Genomic DNA, 20,538 nt, shown 5'->3' with positions numbered 1-20,538 from the left:
ACCTACCTCCTGTTCCTGGTGTGCACCGTCATCGGCAGCCCGCCGCGCACCCGCAGCGACAGCATCGCTTCGGGGACCACGTCGTAGCCTGGGACCTTCCTGAGTTCGAGGTCGCGCAGGACCATCGTCAGCACGAAAACGGCCTCCATCACGCCGAGGCTGTTGCCGATGCAGAACCGCGGCCCCGCGCCGAACGGGATGTAGGCGTACCGGGGCCGCCCGCTCGGCCGATCCGGATCGAACCGGTCCGGATCGAATTTCTCCGGCTCCGGCCAGAACGCCGGATGCCGGTGCAGGGTGAAGGGCACGACGACGACGTCGGATCCGGCCGGGATGTGGTAGCCGCCGATCTCGTCGTCGGCCTGCGCCACCCTCGGCAGCAGCCACACCGGCGGGTACAGCCGCATGACCTCTTCGACGACCCTGGCCGTGTACGGCAACCGGTGCAGATCGTCGTGCGTCGGCAGCTGGTCGCCCAGCACCGCATCGGCCTCGGCACGCAGTTTCGCCGCGACGTCGGGGTGTTCGTCGAGCAAGTGGAACGCCCAGCCCAGGGTGCTCGCCGTCGTCTCGTGCCCGGCGAGCAGCAGGGTGATGAGCTCGTCCCGCATCTGCTCGCGGGTCCCGTCCGTCGCGATGAGGCGGGACAACACGTCCTCGCCGCCCTCGACCGGGTTCGCCAGCCGCTGCTCGACGAGTTCCTCGGCGATCCGGCGGAGGTCGTCCCGGGATTCCCGGAACCGCAGCTGTTTCTTCAGCGGGGCCCACTGCGGGACCATGCTCAGCGTCACCGCTTCGAACATCGCCTGGTCCTGCACGGCCTCGAACGAATGCCCCAGCGACGTGAAGCCGCCGAGGTCGGAATCGAGCAGGGTCTTGCCGAGCACGGCGAGCGTCAGCCCGGTCATCTCGTGCAGGATCTCCACCGGGCCTTCGGTGTCCCGCAAGCGTTTGACGAGGCCTTCGACCTCGTTCGCGACGACAGAGGCCTGCCGCGCGATCCGCTTGGGCTGGAACACCGGCTGGATGGTCCGGCGCTGTTTCTTCCAGACGTCGCCGTCGCTGGTGAGCAGCCCGTCGCCGAGCGCCCGCCGCGCCTCCTGGAGGCCGATTCCCTTGTGGTAGTTGGCCGCGTTGTCCGCGAGCACGTGTTTCGCCAGTTCGGGGTGGTTCACCAGGTACATCGTCTTGGGCCCGATCGCGATCCGGACGACGTCCCCGTGCGCCTCCGCCGAATCCGACATGAGCGCCAGCCGGTCGGTGAAGAGCTTCTTCAGCAGACCGAAGGTCGCCCGGCGCGGCGGGCCGGGCGGCGCGAGACGCGCCGCCCGGCTGAGTTCCGCCTCGTGGGTCATGCCGCCACGGCCCCGGTTTCCGGCTTCTCGGCCGGCTTCGGCAGGCTCGTGACGTCGGCCGACTTCGCCTGCTCGGCCTCCCACTTCTCGGTCGCCTTCTTGGAGAAGTGCAGGCCCCACAGGAACATCCCGCGGATGAGACAGACCAGCGCGGTGGCGAGGAACAGGCCGTACGACACGTGGACCACCATGAAGAACCCGTACGCCAGCGCCACGCCCGAACCGAACAGGACCTGCGACGCGGGCTTCGACGGTGTCGTGCCGGGGTCGGTGACCATGTAGTTCGTGTAGAGCACGAACGCCACCCCGGTCATCATCCCGAGCGCGCCGGGGATCGCGGTGTCGAACAGCAGGCCACGGATGATCGCCTGCAACGCGAAGGTGATCAGCCAGGCGCCGATCAGCCACATCCGCTGGGTCAGCATCGCGTTGAGCACCGTGCCCGACACGATGATGATGCCGACGATCAGCCAGCCGACCCACGAGTCGACCTGCTCGGTGAAGTGATACGGCGGCGCGATGCTCGCCCACGGGAACACCAGCAGGATGATCGTGATGCCGAAGTTCGACGGGTTCATGTAGTGGCGGAGCCTGCCGCGCACCGGGGCCTGGAGGACCCACTTGGCGCCGACGGCGACCACGACGCCGAAGATCATGACCAGCACCTGGTCGTTGACGTAGGTGAGCATGTTCAGCGCGAGACCGGTGATATGCGCCGGGAAGAGGAACTCCACCAGCCCCTTGAACCCGTTGCCGCGGAAGCGGACCGGACGGCCCTGTGCCCGCGCCCCGATGATCTCCAGCAGGATTTCCGTGGTGTACGCCGTCGCCAGCGCGATGAACGGATAGGTGTAGGGCTGCTCGAAACCGAGCACGGTGTAGCCGATGATGTTGAAGACGGTGATCGAGATCGCGAACCGGCGAAGGGCCGTGATCGTCTTGTTGCTCTTGGGTGCGGTGAGTGTCTGCTCAGCCATGACGGTCACTTCTCCTTAGCCTGAGCGCCGAGCTGGAACGTGTGGCTGCCCGGGGTCAGCTGGACCTCCTGGGTGCGGATGGTCCCGGTCAGGTCGCGCCATTGCAGGCTCACCTTCACCGGCCCGGTGACCTTGCCGAGTCCGATCTGGATCTCGTGGCTGCGCTTGCCGGAGTGGCCGCTGCCACCGTCGACGCGGTCCATGTACTTCTTGCCGTCGGGGGTGACGACGGTGACCTGCGCGCCGATCGCCGCGGTGCCCGCCGCCTTGAGCGGACCGTCCGCCGAAGCCTTGTCGTGCACCAGCTTCAGGTTCAGGTACGACCCGGAGTCGGGGCTGACGTTGTGGTAGAAGATCGGCTGCTCCCACTGGCGGGCCACCGCGAAGTCGAGCTTGCCGTCACCGTCGGCGTCACCGGTGGCGATACCGCGGGTGGGCACCGGGACGGCGAGACCGAGGCGCGGGGCCAGGTCGGTGTAGCGGCCGTCGGAACCCTTGGCCCAGAAGTGCAGGGTGTGGTCGCCGCCGACGTCGTCACCGGCCACCATGTTCGGCCAGAAGGACGGATGCTTCAGCAGTTCGTCGTTCGACGTCGCCAGTTCCTGCAGCTGCGGCCAGCGGTTGACGTCACCCTTGACGAATCCGGTCGCCTGCGTGATCACCGATTCGCCGCTGTTGTTGTAGTCGGCGATCTTGACGTCCCAGCCCCAGCCGGACCACGCGGTGCCGGCCTGCGCGCTGCGGTCCACCCACGGTGCCTCGCCGCCCTGCAGACGGCCACGCAGATCCGCGGTGTCCTTGGCGGTGTTCATGAACTGGAAGTGGCTTTCCTCGATCCCCCAGGACGTCGTGATGTTGCTGACGTACAGGTCGTAGAGACCGTCGTGGTCGAGGTCGGCGAAGTCGACGCCCATGCCCTTGAAGGAGTCGTTGCCGAGCACCTTCGACTTCGGCTCGTTGGGCCCGCGAACACCCTTCACCTCGGCGAATTCGACGTGACCGGGGCGGGACTTGTTGTACAGCAGGCGGTCGTGCCCGAAGTCGTTGCCGATGTAGAGCTCCGGCAGGTTGTCCCCGTCGACGTCGGTCGCGCTGGCCGCCAGCGACCAGCCGCCCTGGGCGTCGGCCGGGATGGCCTTGTCGTCGAGGGCGAACGTCGCGGTCGGCTTCGCGCCCTGGGTCGCGCCGGTGAACCGCAGGATGTACTTGCCACCCGCGTTGTCCGCGTGCGACATCGACTTGTTCATCTCGACCCCGCCCTGGACGCGGTCGTCCAGTACAGCGCTGTCGGGGAAGTAGTTGCCGATGAAGATGTCCTGGTGGCCGTCGCCGTCGAAGTCACCGACCGAGGCGGCGTTGGTGTTCCACAAGGGACCGGCGTACTCGCCGTTCTTGGAGTTGTTGCCCGGCACCAGTTCCACCGGCTCGTAGGCCTTGGGCTCGAGCTTGGTCGCGCCCGGCTTCGAGAGGAACAGGATCGGTGTCCGGCCCCAGTAGTAGGCCAGCAGGTCGACCCGGCCGTCTTCGTTGTAGTCCGCGGGCACACAACCCATGGGCGCGATGTACTTGCCCATCGGCAGCGGCGCCGCGTCGAGCGCGAACGGCGCGTAGCGCTCGCCGCCCTTGCCCGGCGTCGGGGTGATCACCAGCTGGTCGCTGCGCGGGTCGACGAAGCACAGATCGTTCGCGAGCTCGTCCCCGTCGAGGTCGTTGACCGCGATCGCGGCACCGACCGAGGAGATCCAGGCCCGGATGTGCTCGTAGTCCTTGTTGACCGTCCGGATCGACTGGCTCTTCGCCGCCTCCGGCAAGGCGATCGTCAGCGGTTCGAACGCGTACTTCGAAGCCATCGTGTCGGCCTCGGCGGTCGAGACCGTCGGCAGCTGGGCCACCACGAACAGTCCCGCCATCAGCACCAGCGCCACGATGCCCGCAAGCTGCTTGCGGAGCCAGCCCAAGGTCGCGGTCATTTCCCTGCACCTCCAGAGTTGAGAACCTCGGCGGCGATGCGCTGTCGCCAGGTTTCGAATGCCGGGAGTTCGCCGTCGACCACGGTCGCGGGGCGCACCTCCTGGGTGATGGCCGCGGCCCGTTCGGCCGGCAGCCCGCAGATCGCCTGCGTGGCGACCTCGGTCTCGGGGATCAGCAGCCCGGCGCGGACGCGGGCTTCGGCGGCGAAAGCACTGCCCTGTGCCAGATTCCCGCGGTGCTCACCGGCGAACTCGGCCAGTTTCCGCAGTTCGTCGCCGGTGACACCGCACGCGTAGGTCGAGGCGAGCCCGACGCCGGCGTAGAGGTCTCCGTGCCGCCGCTCCGGGAAACGCGCGATCGTGTCGGCGACCAGATCGACGTCGGTGCCGCAGATGAACCACAACGCCCGTCCGATGCCCTGATCGATCGCCCTCGACGAGTAGCCGTCGTTACCGGGCGGCCAGGAGAAGTCCGGGTCCTGGAACTGCCCGTCGATGTACTTCGCCGTCTTGAAGTAGGCCTGGTGGAAGCCGTACCCGTCGAGCACCAGCCAGCGCAGCAACGGGTCGAAATCCTCGGCGGACGGCCAGCGGAACCGCGGCAGCCGCGCCATCGCCCAGCCGACACCGACGTAGATGATGTAGTCGTGCTTCTCGGCGGGACCGTCGAGGAAGTCCGCGATATGCCCCCGGCCGCCGCCCGGCAGGCCGTCCAGCATTCCGTACCCCATTCCCGCGCCTTCGTAGGCGAAGCCGCGGAATTTGACCGGAATACGCTCCAGCCATTCTTCGGCCTGCCCGGTGGTACGCGCTTCGACCGCGTGCGCATAGCCGAGCAGGAATTTCTCACCGACGGTCTCCAGCAATTCCTGAGCGGCTGGGCTCTTCTTGTGGAAACCCCGCTTCTCCAGCGTGGTCTCGGAGACATCCGGCGTGATCATGCGACGTCTGATCGTGCGCCAACCATTGCCCAACGCACTCTCCCCCTAACGGGTGGATTCGAATTCTGGATTGGTTAAAGGCTCACACGCGCGACGAGGGCGCGGCTACTCCGCGGTTGCGCCCCGGTTCTCCCGGTTTGCGAGACCGGGAGAACGCGGGAATACCTTCGGTCAGGCCACCGCGCGCAGGTAGTCGGGAGCGGGCATGGTCATCCGGTTGCCCGCCGACGTCGGACCGCCGGCGAGGGTGATCGCCATCGGCGCGTCGGTCGGCCGGGGAGCGCGCATCGGCATCCGCAGATGCACCCGGCCGTACCGGGTGATGTCGACCCGGCCGGGCAGGGTACCGACGGAGAACGCGGAAGCCGCGGTCCCGGCGGCGTGCTCGGCCACCCCGATCACGGTCCACCTGCCCTCGGGGACGTTCTGGATCTCGATGTCCGCGGACAGGACGTTCGCCCTGCCGCCGAACGCGACCGGGCCGCACTGCGGGATCGACTCGGCGAACAGTCCGATGAGGACACTCGCCGGACCCGCGCCGCGCGGGGTCTCGACGCGCACGCTGATCGTGCCGGTGCCGCTGCGCATCGTGGCGCTGCCCATTCCGGCGCTGTGCAAGGCTTCCAGCGTCGGGAGCCGCTGGAAATGCGGGGCCAGCGCGACGAGCAGTTCGCCGACCTCGGGGTCACGGTACTGGGTCGGGGTCATCCCGACCGCACGGGTGAAACGGCTGGTGAAGGTGCCCACGCTGCTGTAGCCGACGCTGCACACGATGTCCGACACCGTCAGCGATGTCGTCAGCAGCAGTCGTTTCGCTTCGAAGAGCCGGATCGCGGTGAGGTACCGGCCGGGGGTGACCCCGGTCGCCTTGGTGAAGATCCGCGAGAAGTGGAACGGGCTGACGAAGACTTCCGATGCCAGGTCGCTCAAGGTGATCGGGTCGAAGTACCTCGCGTGCATCGATGAGATGGCCTGCAGCACCGCAGGTTGCAAGGGGGACGCCGGCTCGGGGAGCCGACCGGGTTCGGTGACGCCTTTCTCGTTCGCCGCCATGGCGACTGTTCGTAGCTGCATCAGACCAACCTCGGATTCGCTGTCGCTTTTCCTCTGCTGACAGCAAACGCGGCGGCGATTTCGGAGCACTCGACGCGCGATGGAGACCCAGCCGTTCGCGTGGGACCGACCATGCCCCCAATGCCACATCGGAGACGCTCAGCGTCCCCAATGCCACATTGGGAGCACCGTGCCTTACCGCTCAGAAAGCTCAGACCGGGAGGTCGAGCACGCACTCGCCGACACTCACCTCGGCGGGCCAGTCGAGTTTGAGGGCGCGGTCGACGCGGTCGCCGGCGTCCACCGGGACGGCGTGCGCGGCCAGCCCCATGGCGCGGGCGACGAGGTACAGCGTCTGTTGCAGGGCACCGACATGCGCCAGCGTCGTGGCGTACGCGCCTCCGCCGAGCACGGACGCCATCCGCGGCATCCGCGCGGTCACGGTGATCAGCGCCGAAGGCCGCTGATGGTTGCCGCCGCCGATCATCGCCATGTCGAGCATCGCGTCCAGATCGGCCTCGTCGTCGTTGACAAGGACGAGCCGATGCTCCAGCGGGTCGTAGTGGTAGATCCCGCGATCCAGCCCCGAGCACCGGTTGACCGAGACGTACAACTCCAGCTCGTACAGGCAGGCGACGCTGAAGTACGGCCGCTGCGAGGCACTGTGCGCGGGCCCGTTCGGGAGATGCGCGGGCCCGATCGACCGGATCCGCGCACCGCGGAACAGGAACTCGCCGATCTGTTCGGCGGACAGCGCGCCCTCGGTGAATTCGGGGCAGGTGTGGTCGTGCTCCAGCAACGCCGTCAGCGTCGGATCGGTCCGCGCGCGGTCGTCCAGGTCCGGCCGGTACAGGGCGTGTGCCGGGCCGTCGCCGGTGGCGGCCTTGACCACCGGCGGTTTCCCGAGCCCTGGCAGATCGGCCGGGCCACCGGGCCGCCAGGTCCGGCTGGTGGTGTGGAACGACAGTTCGTCCGGGGACCACAGGCCCAGTTCGGGATCCTCGTCCTCGGCGAACCGGCCGTTTTCCCCGGCGACCTGGACGACACCCGCGGCGACCAGATACGACACGATCGCGCCGACCACCCCGGCGTCGATACCCGTCGTGGACGCGATCTCCCCGACCGATTTCGCGACAGCCAGGGTCGCCGCGACGTGTACCGCCCACGGCTGGGACAGCACGACGCGATACCGCGCGGACGGCGACTCCAGCCCCATCCCGTCGGCGTCGGAGCGCAGGGAACTGAAGCGGGACAACCGAATTGGGCGCGTCGGCGGGATCTCCGCCGTCGTGAACACCGGCGCGAGCACCACCGGGACCACCGACAGCAGCGGCCCGCGGCCGTCGGCGAGGCCGAGCGAGCGCACCACGGAACCGCCGAGTTCCTTGAGCGCCTGCCGCAGCGCGTCGGCTCCCTCGGCCGTCCAGCTGAGCTCGCCTTCGAGATCGGGCTCCCGCTCGACCGGCTCCCAGGACGAGGTCACGTTCGCGAGCGAGACCGGCCCCAAGGCCATCCGCCGCAACGATTCCCGCACCAGCGGTTCCGCGTGGCCGAACTCGTACTCGCCCCAGCGGGTGACGACCACCAGCGAGCCGTCCTCACCGATCTCGACAAGGCTGTCGTCGGTGAGCGACCACAAGGGGATCGTTTCGGCCACACCGCCGGGGGAATCTGTCGTCAACTGCTGCTCCAGCCGGATCTACAAGAACATGGGGAAGGGATTGAGCCGTTCGTACGGGGTCGGTTCGGCGAGCCTGCCCATCCGCACCGGCACGTCGAACAGCCGTCCGGGGGCGAAGCGGCTCCAGAACGGACGCAGCCCAGGAACGACCACCCGGACCACCGGGAGGTCGATGTCGGGCCTGGTCTGATCCAACACGAGCGTCTCCATTCCCAATGCGGAAAGCTTGCGTACCAAGCTCTCCACGTCGTCCCGCACATCGGGCCGCCGGACGAACTTGAAGTCCGCGGCGCGTTTCGCCGACCGCCCCGGTGCCGGAAGGAGGTACGGCTGGTTCGCGACCGTGGCGTACCGAAGCCATTTCGACGCGTCGGGGTCGTCGAGTTCGACGTCGTTCGGGAGCACCGCCGGGATCATCTGGTTGAGCTCGCTGACCGCCCTCCTCAGCGCCGTCCTGGGGTCCAGATGGGCACCGAAGCCCATCATGACGTTCTCGCGCGGCCCGGCGATACTTCTGGACAGCGCGACCATCACCGGCACGCCGAGGTCCGCGGTCAGGTCGAGGACCCACAGTTCCCGGCCGGCCCGCGCGTACTGGCCGACCATCTCCTCGGCCCACGGGTCGTCGAACGACGCGATGTCGACGCCGGGCACGGGAAGCCGGTTGTACCACCACATCGCGACGGCGTCGCGTTCGACGAGTTCGAGCAGCCCTTGCAGGATCGCGTCCTCGATGCTGCTTCCGGCCGCGCAGCCGTTGGAGTCCGCGCGCATCCCGGTGATCCCGCACTCGGGCGGCACCCCGTAGTAGAGGTACGCGGTCGGCATCAGTTTCCGGCGCTGCTGCGAAAGCGACCACAGCGGCGTCCAGTCGACGGCGGCCTCGGTGTCGAACCGGCCGGGGACGTGCTGGAAGTTCGCGTGTTCGGCGTTCCACTCGACGCGGCCGTCGTACTGACGCTCGTCGAAGAGCATGCACGAGTTCGGGTGGACGGCGTCGCCGCCGAGCGCGCGGAAGGTGTCGCGGATCCGCAGTTCGTCGCCCTGATAGTTCGCCGAGAACCGTTCGATCGCCTCGCACAGCGCGCCGACCTCGGCGTCGATCGGGCTCGCGCCCTTGCCACCGTTGTCGCCGCGCAGCCCGGCCTGCAACCCCGCCTCACCGCGCACGCGGCGCGCGACGTTCAGCCCGGAGCGGTACGCGTTCACGAACGCCGGCGCCCTCGGGTCGCGGGCGATCTCCTTGACGATGCCGGTGACCGGGCTGACCAGGTGGCCGAAGCGGTCGAGCACCTCGACCGGGGTGAGCGTGCGGTGCCCGCCGCCGCCCGACGTCGCCTTCTTGGCCTCCCGCAGCACGATCGGCTCGGCGGTCCGCGCGGCGACGATCCCTTCGTCCCCGCATTCGGGGCACTGCGGGCGTCGGCGCAGTTCGTGCAGCCTGCCCTGCAGGTCGAGAGTGTCCAGGATCCACACCGCCTGCTGCCCCGGATAGCGGTGTCCGGCCAGCCATTTGGACGCTTCGAGGGAGATCAGCTGCGACGCGGCCGCGGTCAGCGGCGGCACGGCGGGCATCGGGAACGAGGCAGGACCGTCGTGCCCGAGGACCTCCTGCACACAGGCCTCCGCGTGCCGGTGCCCCCACAACCGGTTCGTCAGGCAGTGCCAGCAGCCGGACCGGCCGGGCTGCATGATCGGCCCGATCCACACCTGCGAACCCGACGGCCGCGCCAGCAGCCACGGCCGCCCGGTGCGCCGGTGCTCCGCGTCGATCTCGGCCAGCCTCGGGTCGAGGTAGTCGTCGCACAGCACGATCGCCAGCTCGGACGCCGTCCCGACCACCTCGATGCCGCTCGCGGCCAGCGCGCTCGCGACCTGCGAGGTGTCGACGCCGCGGCCGATCGCGGTCAGGCTCGCTGTCGCCGGCTTCTGGCGGCCCGCCACCGCGGACGCGTCGAGACCGCACGCGTCCCAGTACGCGAGCGCGCGTTCGTCCCCGCTGGCCTCTTCCGGCACGTGGACGGTGACCAGACCGGCCTCGACCAGCCGGGCCAGCACCCCGGTGACCTGCTCGGCGTTCATCCCGTCCGGGCAGGCGGACAGGAGACCGTCGAGGTCACGGGTGCCGTCGAGCAGGGCCGCCACCGACGCGACCTGCGCGCCGCGGATCGCGATGACCCCCTGTTCCGAGAACAGGTAGGCACCGTTGCCCTCGCTGATCTCCGCACGCAGATGCCGTTTGAATCCCAGACCGCCGCTGACCGAGCCGGGCGTGGACGATGCCTCGCGCATGAAGACCCCCAAAGGTCGATTGGTCCTCGAATCCTGCTGCGCGGAGCCTTGTACCGGCCAGTGTCCGTTTCACGCGTCCGATATGAAAAACCCACGTCTTCCCGGGACGCACGCACGCGGGACCTGGTGGACGGCTCACTGGCCCGGCGACCCGCCGCTCTGTCACTGTCGACGTACTGGGAAACAGCCCACGACGCGTATCGAGCTGGAGGGCGCTTGCGATGTACACCGGATCACGAGTAGCGGACACGCACCACGGCTCGGCACCGACCCCGGCCTCGCCCGCGAGCCCTGTCCGTTTCACGCTCCTCGGCCCGCTGGAACTCGTGCGGGACGCGATCGACTACGCGCCGACGACGCCCAAGCTGCTGCAGGTGCTCGCCATGCTGGTGATGAGCCCGGGGAAGATCGTGCACATCGACACGATCGTGCAGGAACTGTGGGCGAACGACCCGCCGCGCAGCGTCCGCACCACGATGCACACCTACGTCTACCAGCTGCGCAAATGCATCGACGAGAACGACCTCGCCCCGTACGGCGAGACCATGCTGGCCACGAAGCCGCCGGGGTACGTGTTCCGGATCGCCCCGCAGCAGGTGGACGTCTTCCAGTTCCAGGAGCTGCAGCAGAAGGGCCGGGAGCTGCAACTGCGGGGCGAGCACCTCGAAGCGGCGAAGGCCTTCCGGTCCGCGCTCGACCTGTGGTCGGGACCCCCGCTCTCGAACGTCCACTGTGGACCGGTGCTGTCGGCCTACGCGGTCGACCTCGTCGAACAGCGGCGCAGCACCCTGCACCTGCGGATCGAGGCGGACATCGCGGCCGGGATGCGGCACGAGCTGATCGGCGAACTGCGCTCCCTGGTCACCGCGAACCCGCTGGACGAGGCCCTGCACGGGCAGCTGATCCGCGTACTCGGCCGCAGCGGGCGGCGCTCCGACGCGCTCGCCACGTACCGTCAGGTGCGCGCGAGGCTCAACAACGAACTCGGCGTCGAGCCCTGCGACGAATTGCAGGTACTGCACCACGGCCTGCTTTCCGAGGGTGAACCCGCGTGAACCCCCGCTCCCACCACGGAAACGAAAGTGAGGATCGACGGATGAGCAGTCGTACCTATGGACAGTTCTGCGGCCTCGCCCGCGCGCTGGAGATCATCGGCGAACGCTGGTCGCTGCTGATCGTCCGTGACCTCGTCCTCGGCCCGAAGCGGTTCACCGAACTGCAGGCGGGTCTGCCCAAGATCTCGGCGAGCACGCTGTCGGCGCGGCTCAACGAACTCGAGCAGTCCGGGGTGCTCCGCCGGCGGGTGCTCCCCCAGCTCGACGCCGCGGTGATCTACGAACTCACCGAATACGGCAGCGAACTCGACCAGGTCGTGCTGGACCTCGGCCTGTGGGGCGCGCGGTCGCTCGGCCGTCCGGCCCCCGAGGACGTGCTCACCAAGGACGCGGCGATCCTCTCGCTGTACACGACCTTCCAGAGCGAGAAGGCCAAGGGCGTCCAGGTCACCTACGAAGTGCGCCATCCCGGCGACATGGTCCTGCACGCGATCGTCGAAGACGGCGCGCTGAAGGTCGCGGACGGCGCGCTTCCCGGCGCCGACGCGGTCATCGAACCGCTGGGCCCGTTCATCAAGGACCTGCTGAGCGGGGACCTCACCGCCGCCGAAGCGATGCGAACCGGGAAGGTCCGTATCGAGGGTGCCTTCGAATACCTGGAACTGTTCACGGAACTGTTCCACATTCCGGCCGCGCCCAAGGCCGCGCAGGGAATCGTGGTGCGCTGAATGGCCTAGTACTCCAGGTCAGATCAGCAATCTGGAGTAATTGAGCCGCCGTTTCACGGGCTATCGTCGACTTCCGTCACCGGCCGGTCTTTCGCCCAAGGAGTCCCTTCATGGCCGCACTCGATTCGGATCGTCCCGGTCTCATCGCGTCGCTCAACGGTAAATACCACCGTGCCGCGCTCGGCGTCTTCGCGGTCGTCGTGGTGGCCCACTGGGCGGAACACCTGGTGCAGGCGTTCCAGATCTACGCCCTCGGCTGGAAGACCCCGGACGCCCGCGGCGTGCTCGGCATCCCCTTCCCCAAGCTGATCAGCTCCGAATGGCTGCACTACGGCTACGCCATCGTCATGCTGATCGCGCTGTTCGCCCTGCGCAAGGGCTTCGCCGGCCGCTCGCGGCAGTGGTGGAATCTCGCGCTCGGCCTGCAGTTCTGGCACCACATCGAGCATCTGCTGCTGCTGATCCAGGCGCAGACCGGCTGGCGCCTCGGCGGTGGCACGGCGCCGAGCAGCATCATCCAGCTGTTCATCCCCCGGGTGGAACTGCACCTGTTCTACAACACGATCGTCACCATCCCGATGATCATCGCGATGCTCGTGCACCGGAAGGCCTCCGCCGCCGAACGGGAGCTCACCGGCTGCACTTGCTCGCCCGAAAGCCGGCGTGAGCTGGCGACGACGGCCTCGTGACCAGGAGGCTCTTCGCGCTCCTAGCCCTCGTGGCGGCGTGGTTCGGGGTCGCGGTGCTCGCCGCGGCCCCCGCTTCGGCCCACGTCGAACTCCTCTCCTCGAATCCCGCCGACGGCGCCCGGCTCACCTCGGCACCGGCGCAGGTCTCGATCACCCTGTCGGAGAACATCGGCATCCAGCCGAACTCGATCAAGGTCGTCGACCAGCAAGGCGCCGACGTGGTGTCCGGTCCGGTGTTCCAGCCGGGCGAGGTCGCCGAAGAGGTCGCCGTCAAGCTGGAGCCCGACCTCCCTGACGGCAGTTACCTCGTCGAGTACGCCTTCGTCTCGACCGATTCGCATCCGGTACGCGGCACGATCGCCTTCGTGATCGGCACCGGCCCCCTGATCACCTCGGCCGGTGCGGTGTCCGCCTCCACCGGGACCGATCCGGTGACCGACGCGCTGTTCACCACTTTCCGCTGGGGTTCCTTCGGCGGTGTCGCGCTGCTCGGCGGAATGGTGTTCTTGCTGGTCTGCCGTCCGGGAGGCCGGACCGATCCGGCGGCGCGGAAGCTGATCACCACCGGACTGTGGCTCTCGGGTGTCACGGCCGTGGCCGGGTTCCTGCTGCAAGGCCCGTACGTCGCGGGCCGCGGGGTGGGCGCGGTCTTCGACCCGGCGCTGATCGAGGCGACCCTGCGGGTGGCGTACGGGAAGCTCCTGCTCCTGCGCCTGGTCGCGATCGTCGCGCTCGCGGTGATCGTGCGACGGCTGCTGGCCGGCGAGCTGCCGCAGCGGCTGCGCTCCCGCTACGAGAACCTCGGCATCGCGGCCGGGTTCATCGTGATGCTGAGCTTCTCCGCGACCGGGCACGCGGTGGCCGACAAGATCATGTTCCTCTCGGTCAGCGCCGACCTCGCGCACTTCGGCGCCATGGCCGTCTGGGTGGGCGGACTGATCCAGCTGGCCGTGCTCCTGCGCGGCAAGTACTCGGCTGAGGAGGCCGAGCCGGCGCTGGCGCGGTTCCACCCGATCGCGACCTGGTCGATCGTGGTCATGGTGGCCAGTGGCGCCTACCTCGGCTTCCGGCTGGTCCCGTCGGTGGAGGCGCTCTGGACGTCGGCGTACGGCATCGTGTTCGTGCTGAAGCTGACCGGGTTCGCCGCGTTGCTGCTGGTGGCGAACCTGAGCCGCACGGCGGTCCGGCGCGGGATCTCCGGCCGCGGCGGCACCGGCGTGGTGACCGCCGACCTGCGGAAACTGCGAGCCAGCGTCGGGGTCGAGGTGCTGATCGTGGCCGTGATCCTCGCGCTGGCCGCGGCGCTGTCCTCGATGTCCCCGACCGGCTGATCAGCGCTCGATCTCCTCGTCCGGCGGGGCGAACGGCCCCCAGGTGAAGGCCCGGAGCCACGGCTCCGGGTCGCCCAGCCAGTCCAAGGCGGCGATCTGGACCGGGCTGCGGCGCCCGGCGAGCGACCGGTACAGGTCGACAGGCCTGCCAGAGAGCACCGCGGCGACCGGTTCGGTACCGGCGATCCACGTCGCACCCTCGGTCTCGATCCGCATCCCGGGCAGCCCATGCCTGCCCAGCGAGGCGCCGAGGCCGCCGACGAGCACTTCGAAACCCCGCAGCCAGGCCCCGTGCGCCTCGGGCGGCGGCGCGCCCAGCGCGAACCGGAGATCGAGTTCGTGGGTGAAGGCGTCCATCACCATGATGTCGCCGCGGCTCTTGCCGTCACCGTCGGCGGCGAGGAGCGCGTCGGCCTCGGGGCCGCGTTCGATCCAGAGCCGCAGCAATTCGGCGACCGACGCCGTCTCCGGAATCGGGCACGCCTCGCCACCGAACCGGGTGATCACCCGATCGCAGATCTCGGTCAGGTGGGCGATCAGGTCCCGGACGGTCCACTGTGGACAAGCCGGGACGGGCCGCTCGCCCGCGACGGCGTGATCGGTGAGCAAGATCGCGATGTTCTCCCTGACCTGCCGATACCCTTCGGCCGCGGTCGCCGGATTCCAGCCAGGGACCCGAATTCGGCTGCTCGTCACGCGGCCACCTCCAGTAGGGGCAAGGGATGATCGTCCATTCTCCCATCGTTCACGGAAACACCCTTCTTCCCGCTTGCGGCGGACCGTTCACCGCAAAGACCACCCACCCGTGGCGCATGTCGCCGGGGCTTCAGGCACACTGGTCGATGAAAGCCCCGTGTGGCAACGCCCGTGCGCTGTAAGAGAAAGCGCCCAATGGCGACACATCGACCACTGTGGAGGTGACCAATGGAGATGCCCGGCTTCGATCTGGCGTGGCGCGGATTCAATCGCGCTCAGGTCCGGGAATTCGTGCGCGAGGTGGAAGCCGAACTACGACGAGTGGAAGCCGAACGCGACGAAGCCATTCGCCGCGGCGAGGCTCTCGCCGCCAGGCTCACCGCCACCCAAGAGGAAAACCGCGAACTGAAGGCCAGCGTCGACCGGATCAGCCGCGTGCCGATCGCGCCGGACGCGTTGCAGGAGCGATCGCGCCGGATGCTGGAACTCACCCGCGAGGAAGCCGACGACATCACCGCCCGCGCCGCCGAAGAGGCCACCAAGGCCGAGGCGGAACGGAAGCGGATCACCGAAGATTTCGAACGCGCCATGACGCTGCGCCGCGCGGAGGCGATGCGCGCGCTCGCCGCACAGGACGAAGCCGCGCAGGAGCGGGCGCGGAAACTGCTCGACGACGCCGCCGAAGAGAGCGAGCGCCTGGTCGCCGAAGCGCGGCAGAAGGCCGATGTGGCCCTCCGCCTGCGCGACGACGTGCTGAAACAGCTGGTCGGCTGCCGCGAACTGCTCACCGAGGCCGGCTCGGTCCTGGCCGTTCCCGACTCACCGAAACCGGAAGTACCCGTTCAGCGCCGGAGCAGAGCCGAAGCCCGCGCCGGCGCCGAAGCGGCCACCACCTAGGCGTTGTCGCCGGAGGAGAACACGACGGGCCGGATCTCCATCGCGTTGATGTGCGCGTCCGGGATCTGGCCCGCGATCTCGATCGCCCGCTCCTTGCTGTCGCATTCGACCAGGTAAAAGCCGGCCAGGTACTCCTTCGACTCCGCGAACGGGCCGTCGGTGACCACCGGGACGCCGTCACGCACCCGGACCACCGTGCTCTCCTTCGGCTCCCCCAGCGCCTGCGTCCCGAGCAGTTCGCCGCTCTCGGTGAGCTCCTTCATGAAAGGGTCGATGCGGGCGACCACCTCGTTGCGCTCCTCCTCGGGAAGGGCGTCCCAGGCGGTGGGGTTCATGGTGATCATGATCATGTACTTCATCGGTGTTCCTCCTGGTCGTCCGGCCGGCTCCCCGGCCGCTCACGGGTGAGTCGGAGCCGCCGGATCGTCCTCGACATCCTGGCACCCGCGAATTTCGAGCTCCCCGGGCGCATACGCTGGGTGGGTATAGTGGTCGCCGGACGGGCGAAGGACGAGAGAACGGGTGTGCGATGACGGGCTACGGCAGCGAGCGGGAGGCCTATCTCAAGCGCCTGCGCCGGATCGAAGGGCAGATCCGCGGTCTGCAGCGGATGGTCGAAGAGGACAAGTACTGCATCGACATCCTGACCCAGGTGTCCGCGGCCACCAAGGCACTGCAGTCGTTCTCCCTCGAACTGCTGGACGAGCACCTCGCCACCTGCGTGGTCCACGCCGCCGCCGCGGGTGGTGAGGAGGCCGACCTCAAGGTCAGGGAGGCGTCCGACGCCATCGCCCGGCTGGTCCGTTCCTGATCAGGCCACGCCGGCGAACCGTCGCAGCCGCAGGCTGTTGGTGACGACGAAGACCGAGGAGAACGCCATCGCGGCCCCGGCGATCATGGGGTTGAGCAGGCCGAGCGCGGCCAAGGGCAGCGCCGCGACGTTGTAGGCGAACGCCCAGAACAGGTTGCCCTTGATCGTGCCGAGCGTACGGCGCGAAAGCCGGATGGCGTCCACGGCCGCACGCAGGTCACCGCGCACCAGCGTCAGGTCGCCCGCTTCGATCGCGGCGTCGGTCCCGGTGCCCATCGAGAGGCCGAGGTCGGCCTGCGCGAGCGCGGCCGCGTCGTTGACGCCGTCACCGACCATGGCGACCACGCGGCCTTCCGCCTGCAACCGCTTGACGACGTCGACCTTGTCGGTGGGCAGCACCTCCGCGATGACCTCGTCGATCCCCACTTCGGCGGCGACTGCTTTCGCGGAGCCGGTGTTGTCGCCGGTCAGCAGGACCGGCCGGAGCCCGAGTGCTTTCAGTTCCGCCACAGCCTTGGCCGACGTCGGCTTGACCGTGTCGGCGACGACGACCACACCACGGGCCTCCCCGTCCCAGGCGACGAGGACAGCGGTCGCGCCGCGGTCCTCCGCGGCCGTCTTGACCTGGGCGAACTCGGCGCCAACGGGGATGCCGTGCTGGTCGAGGAGAGCGGCACGGCCCGCCAGGACGGTCTTGCCCTCGACCTCACCGGAGACGCCCAGGCCCTCGACGTTGCGGAACCCGCTGACCGGCGGCAGCTCCCTCAGCCGGTCTTCGGCGGCCGTGACGATCACGCGGGCGATCGGATGCTCGGAAGCGTGCTCGACCGCCGCCGCCAGCCGGAGGACCTCGTTGTCACCATGGAGAGCAGTGAGCCTCATCTTCCCCGCGGTCACCGTGCCGGTCTTGTCCAGGACGACGGTGTCGACCGCACGAGTGGACTCGAGCACCTCGGGCCCCTTGATGAGGATGCCCAGCTGCGCGCCGCGGCCGGTGCCGACCAGCAACGCCGTCGGCGTGGCCAGGCCGAGCGCGCACGGGCAGGCGATGATCAGGACCGCGACGGCGGCGGTGAAGGCGGCATCCGCCCCGCTGCCCGCGCCGAGCCAGAAGCCGAGCGTGCCGACCGCGAGCGCGATCACCACCGGGACGAATACGGCCGACACCCGGTCGGCGAGCCGCTGGACGCCGGCCTTGCCGTTCTGCGCGTCCTCGACCAGCCGCGCCATCTGCGCGAGCCGGGTGTCGGCGCCGATCCGGGTGGCACGGACGACGAGCCTGCCGCCCGCGTTGACCGTGCCGCCGACGACAGCGTCCCCGGCGGTCACCTCGACCGGAACGGCTTCACCCGTCAGCATGCTCACGTCGACGGCCGATCCACCTTCGGTCACGACACCGTCGGTGGCGATCTTCTCCCCCGGCCGCACGACGAACTCGTCACCCGTCTTCAGCGCGCCGATCGGGACACGGCTCTCTGTACCGACTGTGCCGTTCTTGAGGACCGCGACGTCCTTCGCACCGAGCTCGAGCAACGCCCGCAGAGCGGCGCCGGAGCGGCGCTTGGACCGGGCCTCGAAGTAGCGACCGGCCAGGAGGAACGTGGTCACCCCGGCGGCGACTTCGAGGTAGAGATCGCCGGCGCCGGACCCGCGTTCCATGGTCAGTTCGAGGCCGTGCCGCATACCGGGCACCCCGGCCGTGCCGAACAGCAGCGCGTACAGCGACCAGAGCGTGGCGGCCGCGACGCCGAGTGAGATCAGGGTGTCCATGGTGGCGGCGCCATGGCGGAAGTTCGTCCAGGCGGGGCGGTGGAACGGCCACGCGCCCCAGGTGACGACGGGGGCGGCCAGCGCCAGCGAGACCCACTGCCAGTAGGTGAACTGCCAGGCCGGGACCATCGCCGGCACGATCACCGGCACGGCGAGCACGGCGGAGACCAGCAGCCGCGTTCGCAGGGAAGCGGCCTGGTCGTCGTCCTCGTCGGGCTTGGGCGGTTGGGCCGTGTACCCCGCGGACTCGACGACACCCACCAGATCGCCGACCGAGACCGCGGCCGGGAAGTCGACCTGCGCCTTCTCGGTGGCGTAATTGACCGTGGCGGACACGCCGTCGACCTTGTTCAGTTTCCGTTCGACCCGCGCGGCGCAGGACGCGCAGGTCATCCCGCCGATGGCCAGTTCGACCCGCTGGGATGTCCCGACACTCACGGCGTACCTCCCGGGTGGTGCCCGTGGTGCTCGCCGGTCTGCGGCGGCGCTTCGTCCAGTGGCCCGACCGCGGACCCGATCGCCCAGGCGAGGGCGAACACCGCGACCAGAGCCGCGGCGAACGCCGACACCTTGACGACTGTGCTCACGAGACGAGCTGGTAACCGGCCTCGGTCACGGCCGCGTCGACGGCCTGGACGTCGAGGGGCGACTCGCTGGTGACGGTCACCTTGCCGCCGGCGACGTCCACGTTCACGGCGCTGACGCCCGCGATCCCGCTGACCTCCTCCGTGACGGACGAGGCGCAGTGTCCGCAGGACATGCCCTTGACGGTGTAGGTGGTTTCGGCCATCGGTACGAACTCCTCTGCGGGACAGGCGAAGCGATCACTTCCTTTATACCCCGTGGGGGTAGGGGTTTGCACAGAGGGTGCGGGCACACTGCGGAAATGAGGAAGATCTCCGCCATCGGCATCGGCGCCGGCGACCCGGAACACCTGACCGTCCAGGCCGTCCGGCGGCTCAACGAGACCGATGTGTTCTTCGTCCTCGACAAGGGGTCGGAGAAACAGGACCTGGTGGGCCTGCGCCAGGAGATCCTCGACCGCTTCGTCGAACGGCCCGGCTACCGCGTCGTACGCGCACCGGACCCCGAACGCGACCGTACTCCTGACGACTACCGGAAGGCCGTCGCCGACTGGCACCGGCTCCGGACCGACGTCTACGAGAACATGATCGCCTCACTCGGGCCCGACGAGCGGGGCGCCTTCCTCGTATGGGGCGACCCGGCGCTGTACGACTCGACCCTGACATTGCTGGACGCCGTACTTGCCCGAGGGAACGTCGAGTTCGAGTACGACGTCATCCCCGGCGTCAGCAGCGTGGCCGCGCTGACGTCTCGGCACCGGACCACGATGAACCAGATCGGCCGCCCGGTACTGGTCACCACCGGCCGTCGCCTCGAGGCAGGCTGGCCCGCGGACGTCGACGACGTCTTCGTGATGCTGGACGCTCAGTGCACTTTCGCCCAGTTCGTCGACACCGGCCTGGAGATCTACTGGGGCGCGTACCTCGGAACCCCCGACGAGCTCCTGCTCTCCGGCCCCCTGTCCGCCGGCCTCGCCGCGGAAATCCGCTCCACCCGCACTTCGGCCCGGTCACGCAAGGGCTGGATCATGGACATCTACCACCTGCGCCGCCCCGTCCCACCCCGCCCGTAACCCCCTCACCACCCGCCCCTCACGTGCCCAACCCCGTGACACCTCCATTCACGCGAGTTACGGCTTCAATCACGCGAGTTACGCTTCTACTCACGCGAGTTACGTCTCTGATCACGTGAGTTCCGGGTCCGGTCACGGTGTTTCGGTGTGGTCGCCTGTGTCCGGTCGCGTAACTCGCGTGTTCAGGGCCGTAACTCGCGTGTCTGGACCCGACACTCGCGTGATCAGGGCCGTAACTCGCGTGTTCAGGGGCGTGATTCGTGTGATCAGACGGACGGTTCGCGTGTTTGTGTGGACGGCACGTGTGATCAGGGGGACGACACGTGTGATCGGGTGGACGACACGAGGCCGCGGAGGCCGCCATGCCGTGTCGTCCGTCTGATCACGGTCTGTCTGGTCACGGGTGTTGGCCGTCTGGTCACGGGTGTCGTCGGGTTTCGGGTATGAAAAAAGGTCTGGGACCTGGGAGAACTCGGGGTTCTCGACCAGGTCCCAGACCTTGTTCAATGTTAGTCCGGCGGTGTCCTACTCTCCCACAACCCTTCGGTTGCAGTACCATCGGCGCTGTCAGGCTTAGCTTCCGGGTTCGGAATGGGACCGGGCGTTTCCCTGACGCTATGACCACCGAAACACTG

The 20,538-nt window shown here is 68.7% G+C and carries 19 protein-coding genes and 1 rRNA gene; 7 read left to right on the top strand and 13 right to left on the bottom strand.

The features are described 5' to 3' along the window. Positions 1-2: 2 nt before the first annotated feature. From DL990_RS37530 to DL990_RS37500, 7 genes are all read right to left on the bottom strand, one after another. Complete coding sequence (locus DL990_RS37530) at positions 3-1,355, bottom strand: cytochrome P450 (RefSeq protein WP_125779745.1); 1,353 nt, start codon at positions 1,353-1,355, stop codon at positions 3-5. Next, on the bottom strand, positions 1,352-2,332 hold the full coding sequence (locus DL990_RS37525) for an enediyne biosynthesis protein (RefSeq protein WP_125779747.1): 981 nt from the start codon (positions 2,330-2,332) through the stop codon (positions 1,352-1,354). Before DL990_RS37525 ends, DL990_RS37530 begins: the two co-directional genes overlap by 4 nt. Positions 2,333-2,337: 5 nt before the next feature. After that, positions 2,338-4,302 carry a CRTAC1 family protein gene (locus DL990_RS37520; protein ID WP_125779749.1) on the bottom strand — a complete coding sequence of 655 codons (1,965 nt, stop codon included), beginning with the start codon at positions 4,300-4,302 and terminating at the stop codon, positions 2,338-2,340. Next, positions 4,299-5,255, bottom strand: coding sequence for a DUF1702 family protein (locus DL990_RS37515; RefSeq protein ID WP_255431428.1), 957 nt, complete (start codon positions 5,253-5,255; stop codon positions 4,299-4,301). The genes DL990_RS37520 and DL990_RS37515 overlap by 4 nt, the downstream gene beginning before the upstream one ends. A 159-nt stretch (positions 5,256-5,414) precedes the next feature. Beyond that, positions 5,415-6,317, bottom strand: coding sequence for a helix-turn-helix transcriptional regulator (locus DL990_RS37510; protein ID WP_370305246.1), 903 nt, complete (start codon positions 6,315-6,317; stop codon positions 5,415-5,417). A 190-nt stretch (positions 6,318-6,507) separates the two neighbouring features. Continuing rightward, complete coding sequence (locus DL990_RS37505) at positions 6,508-7,953, bottom strand: SagB family peptide dehydrogenase (protein ID WP_125779773.1); 1,446 nt, start codon at positions 7,951-7,953, stop codon at positions 6,508-6,510. A gap of 42 nt (positions 7,954-7,995) precedes the next feature. Beyond that, a complete protein-coding gene (locus DL990_RS37500) occupies positions 7,996-10,269 on the bottom strand; it encodes a TOMM precursor leader peptide-binding protein (RefSeq protein WP_125779752.1) in 2,274 nt (757 codons plus the stop codon). 221 nt (positions 10,270-10,490) lie between these two features. On the opposite strand from DL990_RS37500, the gene DL990_RS37495 reads away from it, so the two are divergent. The 4 genes from DL990_RS37495 to DL990_RS37480 all read left to right on the top strand — a co-directional run bounded on the left by DL990_RS37495 (position 10,491) and on the right by DL990_RS37480 (position 14,072). Next, complete coding sequence (locus tag DL990_RS37495; RefSeq protein WP_199746768.1) at positions 10,491-11,324, top strand: AfsR/SARP family transcriptional regulator; 834 nt, start codon at positions 10,491-10,493, stop codon at positions 11,322-11,324. Between the two features lie 41 nt (positions 11,325-11,365). Beyond that, positions 11,366-12,052, top strand: a complete 687-nt coding sequence (locus tag DL990_RS37490) for a winged helix-turn-helix transcriptional regulator (RefSeq protein ID WP_125779754.1) — start codon at positions 11,366-11,368, stop codon at positions 12,050-12,052. A gap of 110 nt (positions 12,053-12,162) precedes the next feature. After that, positions 12,163-12,741, top strand: coding sequence for a hypothetical protein (locus DL990_RS37485; protein ID WP_125779756.1), 579 nt, complete (start codon positions 12,163-12,165; stop codon positions 12,739-12,741). Beyond that, on the top strand, positions 12,738-14,072 hold the full coding sequence (locus DL990_RS37480; RefSeq protein WP_125801519.1) for a copper resistance protein CopC: 1,335 nt from the start codon (positions 12,738-12,740) through the stop codon (positions 14,070-14,072). The genes DL990_RS37485 and DL990_RS37480 overlap by 4 nt, the downstream gene beginning before the upstream one ends. On the opposite strand, the gene DL990_RS37475 is transcribed toward DL990_RS37480, so the two are convergent. Beyond that, positions 14,073-14,681, bottom strand: coding sequence for a hypothetical protein (locus DL990_RS37475; RefSeq protein ID WP_125779777.1), 609 nt, complete (start codon positions 14,679-14,681; stop codon positions 14,073-14,075). 315 nt (positions 14,682-14,996) lie between these two features. Between DL990_RS37475 and DL990_RS37470 the strand changes: the two genes are divergently transcribed. Next, positions 14,997-15,665: a M protein gene (locus tag DL990_RS37470; protein WP_125779760.1), complete on the top strand. Its 669-nt coding sequence runs from the start codon at positions 14,997-14,999 to the stop codon at positions 15,663-15,665. Here the strand turns inward: DL990_RS37470 and DL990_RS37465 are convergent. Then, positions 15,662-16,024 carry a YciI family protein gene (locus DL990_RS37465; protein ID WP_125801518.1) on the bottom strand — a complete coding sequence of 121 codons (363 nt, stop codon included), beginning with the start codon at positions 16,022-16,024 and terminating at the stop codon, positions 15,662-15,664. The two genes, DL990_RS37470 and DL990_RS37465, sit on opposite strands and share 4 nt — an antisense overlap. Positions 16,025-16,194: 170 nt before the next feature. Here DL990_RS37465 and DL990_RS37460 point away from each other — a divergent pair, with 170 nt between their 5' ends. Beyond that, positions 16,195-16,476, top strand: a complete 282-nt coding sequence (locus DL990_RS37460; RefSeq protein WP_125779764.1) for a metal-sensitive transcriptional regulator — start codon at positions 16,195-16,197, stop codon at positions 16,474-16,476. On the opposite strand, the gene DL990_RS37455 is transcribed toward DL990_RS37460, so the two are convergent. The 3 genes from DL990_RS37455 to DL990_RS37450 are packed head-to-tail and all read right to left on the bottom strand — an operon-like array spanning position 16,477 to position 19,036. After that, positions 16,477-18,639 carry a cation-translocating P-type ATPase gene (locus DL990_RS37455; protein ID WP_199746778.1) on the bottom strand — a complete coding sequence of 721 codons (2,163 nt, stop codon included), beginning with the start codon at positions 18,637-18,639 and terminating at the stop codon, positions 16,477-16,479. A 41-nt stretch (positions 18,640-18,680) separates the two neighbouring features. Continuing rightward, positions 18,681-18,833 (bottom strand): hypothetical protein, encoded by a 153-nt coding sequence (locus DL990_RS41605; RefSeq protein ID WP_199746767.1) that lies wholly within the window; start codon positions 18,831-18,833, stop codon positions 18,681-18,683. Continuing rightward, positions 18,830-19,036 carry a heavy-metal-associated domain-containing protein gene (locus tag DL990_RS37450; RefSeq protein WP_125801516.1) on the bottom strand — a complete coding sequence of 69 codons (207 nt, stop codon included), beginning with the start codon at positions 19,034-19,036 and terminating at the stop codon, positions 18,830-18,832. Before DL990_RS37450 ends, DL990_RS41605 begins: the two co-directional genes overlap by 4 nt. 96 nt (positions 19,037-19,132) lie before the next feature. On the opposite strand from DL990_RS37450, the gene cobF reads away from it, so the two are divergent. Beyond that, positions 19,133-19,903, top strand: a complete 771-nt coding sequence (gene cobF / locus DL990_RS37445) for a precorrin-6A synthase (deacetylating) (protein ID WP_125779770.1) — start codon at positions 19,133-19,135, stop codon at positions 19,901-19,903. 512 nt (positions 19,904-20,415) lie between these two features. Here cobF and rrf read toward each other — a convergent pair. After that, positions 20,416-20,532: ribosomal RNA gene (gene rrf, locus DL990_RS37440) — 5S ribosomal RNA — on the bottom strand. Positions 20,533-20,538 lie beyond the last annotated feature (6 nt).

The organism is Amycolatopsis sp. WAC 01416 (genome assembly GCF_003947485.1).
Lineage (GTDB): Bacteria > Actinomycetota > Actinomycetes > Mycobacteriales > Pseudonocardiaceae > Amycolatopsis.
The sequence above is the reverse complement of the archived record's forward strand: the minus strand, read 5'-3'. Positions and strand labels throughout refer to the sequence as shown.

Coding starts and splice junctions, on each gene's coding strand:
- DL990_RS37530 (WP_125779745.1), bottom strand. CDS start 1,355: ATGACCCACGAGGCGGAACTCAGCCGGGCGGCGCGTCTCGCGCCGCCC.
- DL990_RS37495 (WP_199746768.1), top strand. CDS start 10,491: ATGTACACCGGATCACGAGTAGCGGACACGCACCACGGCTCGGCACCG.
- DL990_RS37485 (WP_125779756.1), top strand. CDS start 12,163: ATGGCCGCACTCGATTCGGATCGTCCCGGTCTCATCGCGTCGCTCAAC.
- DL990_RS37525 (WP_125779747.1), bottom strand. CDS start 2,332: ATGGCTGAGCAGACACTCACCGCACCCAAGAGCAACAAGACGATCACG.
- DL990_RS37450 (WP_125801516.1), bottom strand. CDS start 19,036: ATGGCCGAAACCACCTACACCGTCAAGGGCATGTCCTGCGGACACTGC.
- DL990_RS37490 (WP_125779754.1), top strand. CDS start 11,366: ATGAGCAGTCGTACCTATGGACAGTTCTGCGGCCTCGCCCGCGCGCTG.
- DL990_RS37455 (WP_199746778.1), bottom strand. CDS start 18,639: ATGACCTGCGCGTCCTGCGCCGCGCGGGTCGAACGGAAACTGAACAAG.
- DL990_RS37520 (WP_125779749.1), bottom strand. CDS start 4,302: ATGACCGCGACCTTGGGCTGGCTCCGCAAGCAGCTTGCGGGCATCGTG.
- DL990_RS37460 (WP_125779764.1), top strand. CDS start 16,195: ATGACGGGCTACGGCAGCGAGCGGGAGGCCTATCTCAAGCGCCTGCGC.
- cobF (WP_125779770.1), top strand. CDS start 19,133: ATGAGGAAGATCTCCGCCATCGGCATCGGCGCCGGCGACCCGGAACAC.
- DL990_RS37500 (WP_125779752.1), bottom strand. CDS start 10,269: ATGCGCGAGGCATCGTCCACGCCCGGCTCGGTCAGCGGCGGTCTGGGA.
- DL990_RS37470 (WP_125779760.1), top strand. CDS start 14,997: ATGGAGATGCCCGGCTTCGATCTGGCGTGGCGCGGATTCAATCGCGCT.
- DL990_RS37510 (WP_370305246.1), bottom strand. CDS start 6,317: ATGCAGCTACGAACAGTCGCCATGGCGGCGAACGAGAAAGGCGTCACC.
- DL990_RS37465 (WP_125801518.1), bottom strand. CDS start 16,024: ATGAAGTACATGATCATGATCACCATGAACCCCACCGCCTGGGACGCC.